Genomic DNA, 13,909 nt, shown 5'->3' with positions numbered 1-13,909 from the left:
AGACGGGGCTAGCGCCAGTTCTGCGGCTCAATTAGGTTGGCCGGCATGACTGCACCACTTGCCTTTGAAGACTTCACACCGGGCCAGGTTTTCGAGCTCGGAAGTTATGAAGTCAGCCGCGAAGAGATCATCGAGTTTGCGAGCGAATTCGACCCTCAACCCTTTCATCTGGACGAGGAAGCCGGCGCTGCCTCCATCCTGGGCGGCCTTGCCGCCTCTGGCTGGCACACGGCGTCGATCACCATGCGCCTGCTCGCCCTTGGTGTCCTGAACAGCAGTACCTGCCAGGGCTCTCCAGGCATCGAGAAGCTGCTGTGGCGCAAACCTGTCTATGCAGGTGACGTCCTGACGGCACGAATGGAAATCCTGGCCGTTCGGCCGCTCCGCTCGAAGCCCGGCCTTGGCATGATCACCATGCGTCTGGAAACCATGAACCAGTCGGGCGCGATGGTCATGACCTATGAAAACCCCGCCCTTTTCGGAATGCGGAGCAACAACACATGATCCGCTATTTCGAAGACATTGCCATTGGCGATGAGATGGAGCTTGGCAGCCATACGTTCAGCCGCGAGGAAATCATTCGCTTTGCCGAGAAATACGACCCTCAACCCTATCATCTGAGTGACGCAGCTGCTGCCCGGACCCATTTCGGCAAGCTTTGCGCATCCGGATGGCAAACAGCCGGCATTTTTATGCGTTTGCTGGTTCAAAAGAAGCAGGCACTGGAAGCCGAGGCCAAGGCGCAGGGAAATCCCGTCGCCCTGACCGGACCATCTCCCGGGCTTGAGGATCTGAAATGGATCAAACCCGTTTTCGTTGGCGACACCATATCCTACAGGCGGATCGTGTCAGGGAAGACGGAAAGCAAAAGCCGACCCGAATGGGGTCTGATCCATGGTGAAAACCATGGCATCAACCAGAACGGCGAGTCGGTCTTCTTCTTCAAAAGCAACGTCTTCCAGCAGCGTCGCGACCGCCGCTAGAGCGCTCGTGCAAACAGCACTTCATCATGGATCGGAATGCCGTAATCGCCCCGGGTCGGTATTTCGGGCTTCTGCTCGCGTTCCCGATCAATCACGCCCTGCGCAATCCGCTCCAGACGAAAACCACGACGCTGATAGAACCGGAAAGCGTCGAGATTGTCGTTGGACGTGCGGACAGTTAGCCGCTTGATGCCTGAGTCCCGTGCATCCTTGACGACAGCGTCCAGAAGCAACGTCCCGGTGCCTGCCCAGCGGCTCAAGGAGTCCAGCGTCAGAATTTCCCATTCTTCAGGACGCTTTATGACAGTCACCAGTCCAGCCATTTCCTCGCCCGCGGTTGCCACGAACCCCGGCAGCCTGGATGCATCCACCATCTGATCGTCCAGCATGATGTCAGGACTGGTCCAGCGATCGGTCAGAAGCCCGCGGACCGATTCATGGTCTTCATCCTCAATGGGTCTGATTTCCACGCTCATAGCTGTTCACCTTTGTAGTCGAAGCAGAGAATCGACACTTCACAACGCACAGTCGCGGAGCATAACCAGCCAGACAAGCGTTGCAAAAGCGCAAATGTCACCCGGCTTGTTTCCACCTCCTGATCAGGCTCGGAGGGGAGTCCGCTCAATCACAGGCAGCTAGCGTTGAAACAACCGCTCTTCCAGCTGCGTTCTGTCCTGCCATCCTGCCCTGGAAAGCTCCGGATCCAGGTGCTCCTCTTCCGGAAAACCAAGACAGAGATATCCGACAAATATCCAGTTGGCCGGAGCCTGGAGATCCTGGCAAATCCGAACCGGATCAAGAATAGACACCCAGCCAAGCCCGATGCCATGAGCGCGGGCCGCCAGCCACAGGGTCTGGATCATGCCGACAACCGAATAGACGAGAGTCTCGGGCATCGTACCTCGACCAAGTCCATGCCCCTGTTCCGGCTCGACCTCACAGAAAACAGCCAGATGAACCGGGGCCTCCTGCAGGCCTGCCAGCTTGAGCTTCGCATAGATCTCCGCCTGTTCATCCGTGTAGGAATCAAGCGCTCTTGCATTCTCTGCACGGAAGTTTTCGAGCACGCGGCCGCGCGCTGCATCACTTTCAACCGACACGATCCGCCAGGGCTGGCTGTTGCCGACAGAAGGAGCGTGATCAGCGAGAGACAACAGGCGCCCGATCAAACCCTCAGGCAGCGGCTCCGTCTGAAAACGCCTTACGTCACGCCGCCACACAAGCAGTTCTTCGAAACGATCTTGAAAGGCTGCATCAAAGACAGGGGGCAGGTCAGGCGAAAAGCCAGTCACCGGTCAATGACCGGGAAAATCAACAAGCGTCCGCACCGGCACATCCAGTGCCTCAAGCTTCGCACGTCCGCCAAGATCGGGCAGGTCAACGATGAAGCAGGCGGCAACGATATCAGCTCCCATGGATTGCAGCAGCTTGCACGCGGCCTCTGCGGTGCCACCGGTTGCGATCAGGTCGTCAACAACGATGACCTTGTCACCCGGTTTGATAGCATCCTTGTGCATTTCCATGACATCGAGGCCATATTCAAGTGAATAGGCAATCTCCACCGTTTCATAAGGCAATTTGCCCTTCTTACGGATCGGAACAAACCCTGCGGAAAGCTGATGTGCAACCGCTCCGCCGAGAATGAAGCCACGTGCTTCAATTCCGGCAATCTGTTCAACCTTGGAGCCTGCCCAGGGCTGTACAAGGGCGTCGACAGCTCGGCGGAAGGCGCGGGCGTTGCCGAGAAGAGTCGTGATGTCACGAAATATGATCCCTTCCTTGGGATAGTCCGGAATGGTCCGGATGGCATCCTTCAGCTCGTCCTGCACACTCTTGTCGCTCATCGGATAGTCTCTTTCAGATCTGATTTCTGTCTGTCACGCTGGAGGTCGGTCGCGCAATCACCTGTGGGCTTATAGCAAGCTTTGACGGAGAACCCATATGGATCAACCAACCAGGACTGTGCTCGTCGACATCTATATTCCGTTCATCCGCCTTGTGATGATCATGATCAAGTTTGCGCTGGCAGCCATACCGGCCATGATGAAGACTTCGGGCGGCCTCACGAGCAGCGGAAACTTCACGTGGGCGCATTCCGCTCGTCCTTATTGACGGCAGTAGCGCATCACCCCTTCAAGACGCGGCCGGCAATGGCATCCAGTTTAGAGACAAGCTCCAGGTCCCGTGCTTCGGGTGCCGTCATGATCGCAAACTCCAATGCCGTATCCGATCCGACCGGGCAGGCTTCGTGCTCACGTGGCAGGTCCCTTGCGATGCGCGCAACAAGTCGCTGCGCATTGCTGGCATTGTCATGCAAGACCTTCAGTATGGCCTGGATATCAACTTCGCCGTGGTCAGGATGCCAGCTGTCGTAGTCGGTGATCATGGCGACCGTCGTGTAGCAAATCTCGGCCTCGCGGGCGAGTTTGGCCTCCGGCATGTTGGTCATGCCAATCACATCACAGCCCCAGGACCGATAGAGGTGGCTTTCGGCAAGAGATGAAAACTGGGGGCCTTCCATAGCCAGGTAGGTTCCGCCGCGCCGATAGCTCAGGTCTTCCGCTCGGGCCGCCATTTCGACGCAATCGACCAGTTTCGGGCTCACGGGGTAAGCCATCGACACATGCGCAACACAACCCTGACCGAAAAAGCTCTTCGCGCGTGCAAAGGTCCGGTCGATGAACTGATCGACGAGCACAAATGTGCCTGGAGCCAGCTCTTCCTTCAGGGAGCCGCAAGCCGAAACGGAGACGAGGTCTGTCACGCCGCAGCGCTTCAGGACATCAATGTTGGCCCGGTAGTTGATGTCGGATGGCGCGTAGACGTGACCGCGGCCATGACGGGGAAGAAAAACGACCTTCAGGCCATCAATGTAGCCGATGCGCACCTTGTCCGAGGGATCTCCCCAAGGGCTGTCGACGCCAACCCATTCCGCATTCTCCAGCCCGGGCAGGTCGTAAATCCCTGAGCCGCCGACCACTCCGAGCACCGATTTCGCCATCTATTTCCCCTTGTCGATCTTCGTGAGAATTAGTCGCATTTTTGCCAGCTCTGTCAAACCGGTTTCCGGTCACAAGCAGAACTTAAAACGAAAAAGGCCGCCGGTTTCCCGGCGGCCTTTCTGCAAGACTTGTTCAGCCAAACCTAGTGTTCGACGTTGCGCCACAGATGCTTCTTGGTGAAGTAGAGCAGACCTGCGAAAACGATCAGGAAGATCATGACCCGAAAGCCCATCTTCTTGCGCGCTTCAAGGTGCGGCTCAGCGGCCCACATCATGAAAGCGGACACGTCACGAGCATACTGCTCGGTCGTCATCGGGGTATCATCAGTGTACTCGACGAGTTCATCGGAAAGCGGCGGAGCCATGCCGATGAACTGACCTGCAAGGAAGCTGTGGTTGTAGTACTGGCCCACTGGCACTTCAATGCCTTCCGGGTCTTCCTCGTACCCGGTCAGGAGTGCGTAGATATAATCCGGCCCCTGTTCCTGATACTGGGTGAAGGCGTCAAACACGAACCAGGGGAAGCCCCGGTGCGCTGCACGCGCCTTGGCCAACAGCGAGAAGTCAGGCGGATAAGCGCCACCGTTCGACGCGCGAGCAGCCTGCTCGTTCGGGAACGGAGACGGGAACTTGTCCGCCAGAATTGCCGGGCGGTCGTACATGTCGCCATCGTCGTTAGGACCGTCGACAACCGTGTACTCAGCTGCAATCACCTTGGCCTGCTCTTCCGAGAAGGACGGACCGCCCTCCTCGGCAAGGTTGCGGAACGCAACCTGACGAAGACCGTGACAGGCGGCGCAAACCTCCTGATAGACCTTGAAACCGCGCTGCAGCTGACCGCGTTCGAACGTCCCGAATGGACCAGCAAAGGACCATTGCTGACGTTCGATATGCGGACCGTCACCGGCGGCGAAGGCCGGTGCGGCAACGGCAATCGCCGCTGCTGCAGTCAGTGCACGAACCATTTTGATCATGGTGCTCATTTTCGAAAAACTCCCGATCCTGTTCGCGTTCACTTGGTGTCCGGCGCGGCAACCGCACCAGCCGGTGATCCGGAGCCACCCTTGAGAACGGCCTCGGATATCGAAGCCGGCAGCGGCAGAGGCTTTTCCATAAAGCCAAGCAGCGGAAGGATGATCAGGAAATGCGCGAAGTAATAGATCGTGCAGATCTGTGAAAGGATCACGTAGACGCCTTCAGCCGGCATCGCACCCAGATAGCCCAGCGCAACAGCGTTGACTGCGAAGATCCAGAAGAACTGCTTGAACAGCGGACGATAGGCTCCAGAGCGCACCTTCGACGTATCCAGCCAGGGCAGAACGAAGAGGATTGCAATGGCGCCAAACATCGCCAAAACGCCGCCAAGCTTGTCCGGAACCGCACGCAGGATCGCGTAGAACGGCAGGAAGTACCATTCAGGAACGATATGCGCCGGGGTAACCAGCGGGTTCGCCTCGATGTAGTTGTCCGGATGCCCCATGTAGTTCGGCACATAGAATGCGAACCAGGAGAAGAAGATCAGGAACACGACAATCGCGAACAGATCCTTGATCGTGTAGTACGGATGGAACGGCAGCGTGTCCTTCTTGGACTTCGGCTGAACACCCGTCGGGTTGTTGTTGCCCGTGGTGTGGAAGGCCCACACGTGAAGGATCACAACGCCCAGGATCATGAACGGCAGCAGGTAGTGCAGGGAGAAGAACCGGTTCAGGGTCGGATTGTCGACCGCGAAACCACCCCACAGCCATGTGCGGATTGCCTCACCGACCAACGGAATGGCCGAGAACAGGTTGGTGATAACCGTTGCACCCCAGAACGACATCTGACCCCAAGGCAGAACATAGCCCATGAAGGCGGTGCCCATCATGATGAGGAAGATGATCACACCCAGGATCCAGGAGATCTCACGTGGTGCCTTGTATGATCCGTAGTAGAGGCCACGGAAAATATGAATGTACACGGCGATGAAGAACATCGATGCGCCATTCGTATGCAGGTAACGCAGCATCCAGCCGAAGTTCACATCGCGCATGATGTGCTCAACGCTATCGAAGGCCGCCCCGGTGCTTGGCGTGTAATGCATGACCAGCACGATGCCGGTGATGATCTGAGCCATCAGCATGATGGCCAGGATCCCACCGAAGGTCCACCAGTAGTTCAGATTCTTGGGTGTCGGAAAGTCGACAAAGGATCCACGCACGAGCGAAATAACCGGCAAGCGGCTTTCGAGCCATTTTGCGGCAGCGCTCTGCGGTACGTAGTTAGAATGTCCAGCCATGGCTGTCTCCTCAAATTCCTGCCGTTAGCCGATCTTGATCGTCGTGTCGGACACGAATTCAAACGGCGGAATGAGCAAATTCTCGGGAGCCGGTCCCTTGCGGATACGGCCGGCGGTATCATAGTGCGACCCGTGGCAAGGGCAGAACCATCCGCCGAAATCACCAGAAGACCCGAGCGGCACGCAACCGAGGTGGGTACAGATGCCGACCTGAACCAGCCACTGTTCCTTGCCCTCAGCTGCCCGGTTCGCGTCGGTCGCCTCAGCGCCGTCAGGCAGGTTTGAGTTTCGCGCCAGCTGATCCGGCAAATCGCCGATCGGTACGCTGGTTGCCTCATTGATCTCGGTCTCGGTGCGGTAGCGGATGAAAACCGGCTTACCGCGCCACTTGACTGTGATTGACTGCCCCTCTTCCACGGCAGAAACGTCGACCTCGATGGAGGCCAGAGCCAAAGCGGAGGCATCTGGGTTCATCTGATCGATGAACGGCCATGCCAGCGCGCCTGCGCCCACCGCGCCCATGGCGCCGGTCGCTATATAGAGGAAATCGCGGCGAGTAGGTTCCGCCGTATCCGAATGTGCCAAGGTCGCGTCCTCTCGAAACCTGTTCAACCTGTGCCGAAAAGCCCGCATCGCGTCTGCGAACCTCCTGCTTGGACAGAAGGATAGGCAGATCGAGGCGGGGCTCAACGGCGACTGGGTGCGGCAAGATCCCGCACCAGTCCAAGCGGCTCGTCTTTTTGCACCGTTCCGGCGGCTTGTCCAGATCGGCAAACGCGGCAAAACGTATATGTCGCAGGGAAAAAGCGAGCCACGTCCTTTTTCTGCCCTTTTTTTAAGGGAGGACGCAACCCGCCTTTGAGGAAAACCCCTCTCACCTCGTCTTTTTGCGTAGTCTGACCTATGCGATTTTCACCGGATCGAGAAATCCGCCGGACTGATGTGCCCAGAGTTGGGCATAAAGCCCGTTCCTGGCCAGCAACTCGTCATGGCTGCCCTCCTCGATGATTCGCCCCTTGTCCATGACGATCAACCGATCCATGGCCGCGATCGTTGAAAGGCGATGGGCGATCGCAATGACGGTCTTGCCTTCCATCAAGTCGAACAGACTGTCCTGAATTGCGCTTTCGACTTCAGAATCGAGCGCCGACGTCGCTTCATCCAGAACCAGGATCGGAGCGTTCTTGAGAAGAACCCGGGCAATCGCAATGCGCTGCCTTTGACCACCGGACAGCTTCACCCCCCGTTCACCGACATGGGCATCAAGCCCGATCCGTCCCGACGGATCCGACAAGCCCTGAACGAAATCGAAAGCGTGCGCCTTCCTGAGCGCGGTCTCGACCTCCTCCTGGCCAACGTTCGGACGTCCGTAGGAGACGTTCTCGAAGATCGAACGGTGCAACAGGGACGTGTCCTGACTTACCACCCCGATGTTCTCGCGGATGTCGTCCTGACGAACCTTGGCAATGTCCTGACCATCAACCAGGATCCGACCGCCTTCCAGATCGTAGAACCGCAAGAGCAGGTTTACCATCGTTGACTTGCCCGCACCCGAACGTCCGATCAATCCGATCTTCTCGCCCGGTTGAAGCGAGAGATTGAGGTCATCGATCACGCCGCTCTTCTTGCCATAATGGAAGCGAACCCCCTCAAAGGCGATCGCGCCACGCGGCACGTGGAGCGCCACAGCGTCCGGCAGGTCTGTAACGTCTCGCTCCCGGGAAATCGTCGCGATGCCATCCTGAACCGTTCCGACGTTTTCGAACAGGCCAGAGACCTCCCACAGGATCCACTGGGACATTCCCTGAAGACGAAGAACCAGTCCGACCGCAATTGCCACATCACCAATCGAAACGACTTGATACTGCCAAAGGACGATCGACAGGCCGCCGACCGAGAACAGCAGCAACATGTTGATCACCGTCAGGCTTATGTTCAACATGGTGACGAGACGCATTTGCCGGAACACTGTTCCGAGGAAAGACGTCATCGAGCCGCGCGCATAATCCTCCTCCCGCGACGCGTGGGAGAAAAGCTTGACGGTCGCGATATTCGTGTAGGCGTCAACAACATGCCCCGTCATCAATGATCGGGCATCGGCCTGGTTTTTTGAAGTCTCGCGCAGCTTCGGAATAAAGAACCGCAGGACAACAAGGTAGGCCACCAACCAGCCGATAAACGGCGTTGCAAAAACGGGATCAGCCGTACTCACGACAAAAACCGCAGCCGTGAAGTAGACCACCACGTAGACGAGAATATCCGCGACCCGCGTAACGACCTCGCGGACAGCGAGTGCCGTCTGCATCAGTTTGTTGGCAATTCGCCCAGCAAAGTCATCCTGATAGAAAGAGATGCTTTGTCGCAGCAGATATCGATGCACACGCCAGCGCACCGACATCGGATAGGTGGCCATCAGACCCTGGTGGAATATCAGCTGCCATGCCGCTTCAACGATCGGATAGATCACGAGCAGCACAAAGGCCATCCCGAGAAGGGATGGCCAGTTGTTCAGCAGAAAATCACTGCGATCTTCTTCTGAAAGCCAGTTCACCAGATCGCCCAGGAATGTGAAGATGGTCACTTCCAAAATGGCGATGACCGCGCCAAGAGCGGACACCCAGACCAGAATCGGCCAGACAGGTTTGGTAAAGTACCAACAAAAGGCAGCGAAGCCCTTTGGCGGAACATCAAGCGGCATTTCCTTGTAAGGATCAATCAGCCGCTCAAAGCGCTCGAACATGACCTGCCTCCAGTTTCAGTTGCTCGTATCTCGCAGCGCCCTGCTCACGCCAGACCTCGTCGTCGACAGGATGCTCCCACCGCCCTTCCTTGCCGGCGGCAAGCGCTGCGCTTGCTATGATGGAAAGAATGGCAACAGCAATCACCAGCGTTCCGGGGAACAAGGCGCCGAGCCTTGACACAAACTCCAGGGCCTCGACTTGATGACCACCAACGACGACGGCTTCGATCGCGATGATCTCGCCGATTAAAATCGGAACGAACAAGACCACGGACAGGACAAAACTGGCAGCGATGAAGCCGCCAATTGCCAAAAGTGCACGCAAAAGAAATTGCGCGAAAGACCTGCGCTTTCGGGCAGCAGGGAATTCAATATCTGGACCGTTCGGCACAGCGAACGGGTCGAAGGGATAACGGGCCGACATCGCATCGTCTCCGAAAAGAAACTTTCGAGCACCCTGACGAGACGCAACCGGACGGTTGCGCAGCCGCAAGACAGCGGTTTGCTTCAAGCAAAAGGCTTTACGCAGGATTGTGATCTAAAAGGAAAACCGAGTTCGAACGCTTAAACCAGATGCGGTAGGTACACCGCGGTCGGACGAGCGCAAATTCTAGACATATCGCACATGATACTCATCAACGCCCTCCTTCTACTGGGTTCGAAACAATGCTGCCGAAAGCAACGAGGGCAAGCTACACGCCTGCGACAAAATTGCAATCACAAGCACGCCTGAATTGTTTCGCCAAGGACACGGCGTTGCAAACGCGTCACACCTCGGCATGTCAGGTGACACCTGGCCAGCGCGCGCTACGCAATAGCGCGCATGATCATGCGCGTCAGGTGAAATCCGAAAACTGCAGCTGTGGCGGACAAGATCGTGCCCCAGGCAACGTCAATCAAAACGATAAGGAAAGGCCACCCGCGCAGCGTGGCATAATTGGTCATGTCGTAGGTAGCGTAAGTGAAAAAGCCGAACAGAGCGCCATAGCCAATCGCCGTGAGAACACTTTCAGCCCTCAAGGCCGGGGCAACGGCGAAAATGACAATGCCGACCACATACATGATGTAAAAGCCGCCCGCGGCCACCATGTTCGGCTTGTCCATCAACAGATGCCCGATCCGGTCGAAATAAAAACGCGTGGCAATCTGAGACAGCCAGACAAAGTCGATGGCAAGGAAAACGACCGCAGTTGTGACATAGGCAACGATGTATTGCAGCATGATGGCTCCGTTATTTCTCGGCCTTTCTACGCCGCTGACCTTGTAGCGGATCAAAGACCAGAGCCAATGCCCCAAAACACCATTGGTAAGGGTTCAGGCAGTATGAAGCGCGTCTTGCCCCGAAACATCATTGATGTCGGAAAGAAAGCCCCCTGATTGGCGGGACCAAAGCTGAAAATAAAGTCCCTCTTCCTCATTCAGAAGTTCCTTATGGGTCCCCTGCTGAACGATCTCGCCCTTGTCCATGACGATCAGCCGATCCATTGAAGCGATGGTCGACAGACGATGCGCGATCGCAATGACCGTTTTCTCGCTCATCAGCTCGGCAAGATTCTCCTGAATGGCAGCCTCAATCTCGGAATCGAGCGCGGAGGTGGCCTCGTCCAGGACCAGGATCGGAGCATCCTTCAGTAACACCCGCGCGATTGCTATGCGCTGGCGTTGACCACCCGAGAGCTTCACACCGCGCTCTCCCACATGGGCCGCAAATCCGCGCCGCCCCTTCTTGTCTTCCAGGCCCTCGATGAAATCCATCGCATGGGCGCGCTTGGCAGCTTTGCGCATTTCCTCTTCGCCGGCATCGGGCCGTCCATAGAGAATGTTCTCCTTGATCGAACGATGCAGAAGCGAAGTATCCTGGGTGACAAGGCCGATGGAACTGCGCAGGGATTGTTGACTGACCTGCGAAATGTCCTGACCATCGATCAGTACTCTGCCGGACTCAAGATCATAGAACCGCAGCAACAGGTTCACGAGAGTGGTCTTGCCGGCACCGGAAGGTCCGACGATGCCTATACGCTCGCCAGGGTTGATCCTGAGAGACAGCTGCTCGATCACGCCTTCGGCCTTGCCGTAGTGAAAACGAATGTTCTCGAAAGAAACAGCTCCACTCGACACCTCAAGCTCTAGGGCAGATGGCGCATCCAGGACATCGATAGGCTTGACGATCAGCTCCATGCTGTCCTGAAGCGTACCTATGTTCCGGAACAGACCGTTGAGCTGCCCCATCAGGCGGTTGAGCAACAGATTCAACCGCAAGACCAGCCCGAGGCAGAAGGCGACGTCGCCGGTGCTGACAAGCCCCTGTTGCCAGAAAGACAGGGCCATCCCTGCGATGATCACGATCATCAATCCACTGAAGCTGACCATGACGGATCGAACCGACGTCAGAGTGCGCGTGAAGACCCGCAACCGCGACAGAAACCCGTCATAGGTTCGCAGAACGCCCTGCTCTTCGCCTTCACGCGTGCCGAAGAGCTTCACTGTCTGGATATTGGTGTAGGTATCAACGAGGCGGCCCGACACGCCAGAACCAGCGTTTGCGACTCGCTTTGCCTCGGCGCGTACCTTGGGAATGAAATAGCGAGCGACAAAGGAAAACCCGATCAGCCAAATGCCGACCGCAGCTCCCAGCCGCCAATCGAGTTCGCCAATCAGAAGCAGGGTCGTCAGTGCGTAGACGGCGATGTACCAGACCGTCTGCAGCAGTGAACTCATGAAGTCGCCTGCCGCCTGTCCTGCCTGCCAAACCTTTGCGGATATGCGCCCCGAAAAATCTTCCTGGAAATAGGAAAGGCTCTGTTTCATCACCCGCTGATGTGACTGCCAGCGCACCAGATTGAAGAACCCGGGCACGATAGATTGCTCCTCAACGAGTGCAGTCAAAATCGCCACAAGCGCCCGAACAACGAGCACGACAAAAGCCATACCGACAAGAGTTGCGCCGTGCGTCTCGAAGAAGCTCTCCCTCTCACCGGCCTGCAGGATGTCCACGATCTGGCCGATAAAGGTGTAGATTGACGCTTCAATGCCTGCAGTCAGTCCACCAAGAACAAGCATGGCAATGAACGGCCATCGGGCCTGCCGGACAAAATACAGAAGAAAGGCCAGCACGCCCTGCTGCGGCGGACCCGCACTGGGCCCCGGTTTAAATGGATCTATCCATTTTTCAAACAGTCGGAATACCGGATCCAACACACGTCTCCGCTGCAATGGGAATCAGGTCAGGGCGAGTACAAGAAACTAGAGCCCACGGCTCAGAATTGTAATCCCCTCACGCATGACATCTTGTAACGCGAATGATAAACAGCCCGGACTTTAAACGCCTCAGCCGCATGTTCGTGCGACCGGGGAGGCCATTCCGAGGCAGCGGAGTCCGATGCCAGAAATTGCTCTTTACCAACCGGACATTCCTCAGAACACCGGCACGATCCTGAGGCTTGCCGCCTGCATGGGCGTCAAGGTTCATCTGATCGAACCGGCAGGCTTTCCTCTGTCTGACAGCGCACTCAAACGCGCCGGCATGGACTACCTTGAGCGGGCGGCCCTGACCCGGCACCTCGATTGGACGTCATTTGAGACTTGGCGCCAGGAAGCCGGCAGGCGGCTTCTCCTGCTGACGACAAAAACCGAGCAGTCCTACCACGCCTTTGATTACCGCCACGGCGACATACTGCTACTTGGCAGGGAATCTTCCGGCGCACCGCAGGCAGTGCACGACGTCGCCGATACCAGACTGACCATTCCGATGGCCGACGGCATGCGTTCGCTCAATGTCGCGATTTCTGCCGGCATGGTCTTGGGTGAGGCCTTGCGGCAAACCGATGGCTTTCCTAAGCCGTAGATCTGGCATATGGCTGCAGACGCGCTCACACAAACGGCACAGACAACACTGAGGATCTTCCCATGAACGCCCCTTCCCCAGAACAGCGCGGCGGCCCGCACCCGGACGGGATTGAAGAGAAGAAGACGCTCGCGCCCACCTGGTTCGCCAACCTCAGAGACAGGATTTGCGCAAGCTTCGAGGCTTTGGAAGATGAAATAGCCACTCTGGATGGCCCGCTTGCGGACCTGCCTGCAGGGCGTTTCGAACGCACACCATGGGAACGGACAGATTCAACCGGCGCGAAAGGTGGCGGCGGCGTCATGTCGATGATGCACGGCCGTGTGTTCGAGAAGGTCGGCGTACATGTGTCGACCGTTCATGGTGAGTTCTCGCCAGAGTTTCGAGGGCAAATTCCTGGTGCCGACCAGGACCCCCGCTTTTGGGCGTCCGGCATCAGCCTGATCGCGCATCCGCAAAACCCCCATGTGCCGGCTGTTCACATGAACACGCGCATGGTCGTGACAACCCGCCAGTGGTTTGGCGGCGGAGCGGATCTCACCCCGGTACTCGACGCCAGGCGAACCCAGGATGATCCGGACACACAGTCTTTTCACGCCGCCATGAAACAGGCCTGTGACCGCCATGAGTGCGCTGACTACGATCACTACAAGAAATGGTGCGAGGACTATTTCCACCTCAAGCACAGGAACGAGCCGCGCGGCGTTGGCGGCATCTTCTACGACTATCTTCATTCCGGAGACTGGGACGCCGATTTCATGTTTACACAGGATGTCGGCAAGGCATTCCTGGACATCTATCCGGCACTGGTACGCAAGAACTTCAACAAGCACTGGAGTGAAGCCGAGCGCGAAGAGCAGCTTGTTCGCCGGGGGCGCTACGTCGAATACAATCTTCTTTATGATCGCGGTACGATCTTCGGACTCAAGACAGGCGGCAACGTCACCTCAATCCTGTCTTCAATGCCGCCCGTGGTGAAATGGCCCTAACGTTCCAGCACCTTTTCAGACAAGGAAAACTGGGAAATCCAAATCTGCCAGGTTCGATCTGGCCCTGAAGCAGG

General features: G+C 57.1%; 16 protein-coding genes. 5 read left to right on the top strand and 11 right to left on the bottom strand.

Annotated features, from left to right (window positions below; translation table 11 throughout):
* Positions 1 to 45: 45 nt before the first annotated feature.
* Complete coding sequence (locus ABJZ52_RS08825) at positions 46 to 504, top strand: MaoC family dehydratase (RefSeq protein WP_348185535.1); 459 nt, start codon at positions 46 to 48, stop codon at positions 502 to 504.
* A complete protein-coding gene (locus tag ABJZ52_RS08820; protein ID WP_348185532.1) occupies positions 501 to 983 on the top strand; it encodes a MaoC family dehydratase in 483 nt (160 codons plus the stop codon). Before ABJZ52_RS08825 ends, ABJZ52_RS08820 begins: the two co-directional genes overlap by 4 nt.
* Here the strand turns inward: ABJZ52_RS08820 and ABJZ52_RS08815 are convergent.
* The 3 genes from ABJZ52_RS08815 to ABJZ52_RS08805 all read right to left on the bottom strand — a co-directional run bounded on the left by ABJZ52_RS08815 (position 980) and on the right by ABJZ52_RS08805 (position 2,827).
* The gene (locus tag ABJZ52_RS08815; RefSeq protein WP_348185529.1) at positions 980 to 1,459 is read right to left on the bottom strand and encodes a GNAT family N-acetyltransferase; all 480 of its coding nucleotides are present in this window, start codon (positions 1,457 to 1,459) and stop codon (positions 980 to 982) included. The two genes, ABJZ52_RS08820 and ABJZ52_RS08815, sit on opposite strands and share 4 nt — an antisense overlap.
* 159 nt (positions 1,460 to 1,618) lie before the next feature.
* Positions 1,619 to 2,275, bottom strand: coding sequence for a 5,6-dimethylbenzimidazole synthase (bluB, locus tag ABJZ52_RS08810; RefSeq protein WP_348185526.1), 657 nt, complete (start codon positions 2,273 to 2,275; stop codon positions 1,619 to 1,621).
* 3 nt (positions 2,276 to 2,278) lie between these two features.
* Positions 2,279 to 2,827, bottom strand: coding sequence for an adenine phosphoribosyltransferase (locus ABJZ52_RS08805; protein ID WP_348185523.1), 549 nt, complete (start codon positions 2,825 to 2,827; stop codon positions 2,279 to 2,281).
* A gap of 97 nt (positions 2,828 to 2,924) precedes the next feature.
* Here ABJZ52_RS08805 and ABJZ52_RS08800 point away from each other — a divergent pair, with 97 nt between their 5' ends.
* The gene (locus tag ABJZ52_RS08800) at positions 2,925 to 3,095 is read left to right on the top strand and encodes a hypothetical protein (protein ID WP_348185521.1); all 171 of its coding nucleotides are present in this window, start codon (positions 2,925 to 2,927) and stop codon (positions 3,093 to 3,095) included.
* 13 nt (positions 3,096 to 3,108) lie between these two features.
* On the opposite strand, the gene ABJZ52_RS08795 is transcribed toward ABJZ52_RS08800, so the two are convergent.
* From ABJZ52_RS08795 to ABJZ52_RS08760, 8 genes are all read right to left on the bottom strand, one after another.
* Entirely contained in the window at positions 3,109 to 3,984 is an 876-nt protein-coding gene (locus tag ABJZ52_RS08795) for an S-methyl-5'-thioadenosine phosphorylase (protein ID WP_348185519.1), read from the bottom strand.
* A 143-nt stretch (positions 3,985 to 4,127) separates the two neighbouring features.
* Positions 4,128 to 4,967 (bottom strand): cytochrome c1, encoded by an 840-nt coding sequence (locus tag ABJZ52_RS08790; RefSeq protein WP_348185516.1) that lies wholly within the window; start codon positions 4,965 to 4,967, stop codon positions 4,128 to 4,130.
* A 29-nt stretch (positions 4,968 to 4,996) separates the two neighbouring features.
* Positions 4,997 to 6,262 carry a cytochrome b/b6 gene (locus ABJZ52_RS08785; RefSeq protein ID WP_348185513.1) on the bottom strand — a complete coding sequence of 422 codons (1,266 nt, stop codon included), beginning with the start codon at positions 6,260 to 6,262 and terminating at the stop codon, positions 4,997 to 4,999.
* Positions 6,263 to 6,286: 24 nt separating this feature from the next.
* Entirely contained in the window at positions 6,287 to 6,847 is a 561-nt protein-coding gene (gene petA, locus ABJZ52_RS08780) for a ubiquinol-cytochrome c reductase iron-sulfur subunit (protein ID WP_348185511.1), read from the bottom strand.
* 316 nt (positions 6,848 to 7,163) lie between these two features.
* Positions 7,164 to 9,002 (bottom strand): ABC transporter ATP-binding protein, encoded by a 1,839-nt coding sequence (locus ABJZ52_RS08775; protein ID WP_348185508.1) that lies wholly within the window; start codon positions 9,000 to 9,002, stop codon positions 7,164 to 7,166.
* On the bottom strand, positions 8,986 to 9,426 hold the full coding sequence (locus ABJZ52_RS08770) for a hypothetical protein (protein ID WP_348185505.1): 441 nt from the start codon (positions 9,424 to 9,426) through the stop codon (positions 8,986 to 8,988). The genes ABJZ52_RS08775 and ABJZ52_RS08770 overlap by 17 nt, the downstream gene beginning before the upstream one ends.
* A 383-nt stretch (positions 9,427 to 9,809) precedes the next feature.
* Complete coding sequence (locus tag ABJZ52_RS08765; RefSeq protein ID WP_348185502.1) at positions 9,810 to 10,223, bottom strand: DUF2177 family protein; 414 nt, start codon at positions 10,221 to 10,223, stop codon at positions 9,810 to 9,812.
* Positions 10,224 to 10,316: 93 nt separating this feature from the next.
* Positions 10,317 to 12,116: an ABC transporter ATP-binding protein gene (locus ABJZ52_RS08760; RefSeq protein WP_348185500.1), complete on the bottom strand. Its 1,800-nt coding sequence runs from the start codon at positions 12,114 to 12,116 to the stop codon at positions 10,317 to 10,319.
* A 265-nt stretch (positions 12,117 to 12,381) separates the two neighbouring features.
* Here ABJZ52_RS08760 and ABJZ52_RS08755 point away from each other — a divergent pair, with 265 nt between their 5' ends.
* Positions 12,382 to 12,846 (top strand): tRNA (cytidine(34)-2'-O)-methyltransferase, encoded by a 465-nt coding sequence (locus ABJZ52_RS08755; RefSeq protein ID WP_348185497.1) that lies wholly within the window; start codon positions 12,382 to 12,384, stop codon positions 12,844 to 12,846.
* A 62-nt stretch (positions 12,847 to 12,908) separates the two neighbouring features.
* The gene (gene hemF, locus ABJZ52_RS08750; RefSeq protein ID WP_348185495.1) at positions 12,909 to 13,835 is read left to right on the top strand and encodes an oxygen-dependent coproporphyrinogen oxidase; all 927 of its coding nucleotides are present in this window, start codon (positions 12,909 to 12,911) and stop codon (positions 13,833 to 13,835) included.
* Positions 13,836 to 13,909: the final 74 nt, after the last annotated feature.

This window comes from Roseibium sp. (genome assembly GCF_039982295.1).
GTDB lineage: Bacteria > Pseudomonadota > Alphaproteobacteria > Rhizobiales > Stappiaceae > Roseibium.
This window is presented reverse-complemented; position numbering and strand designations above follow the sequence as displayed.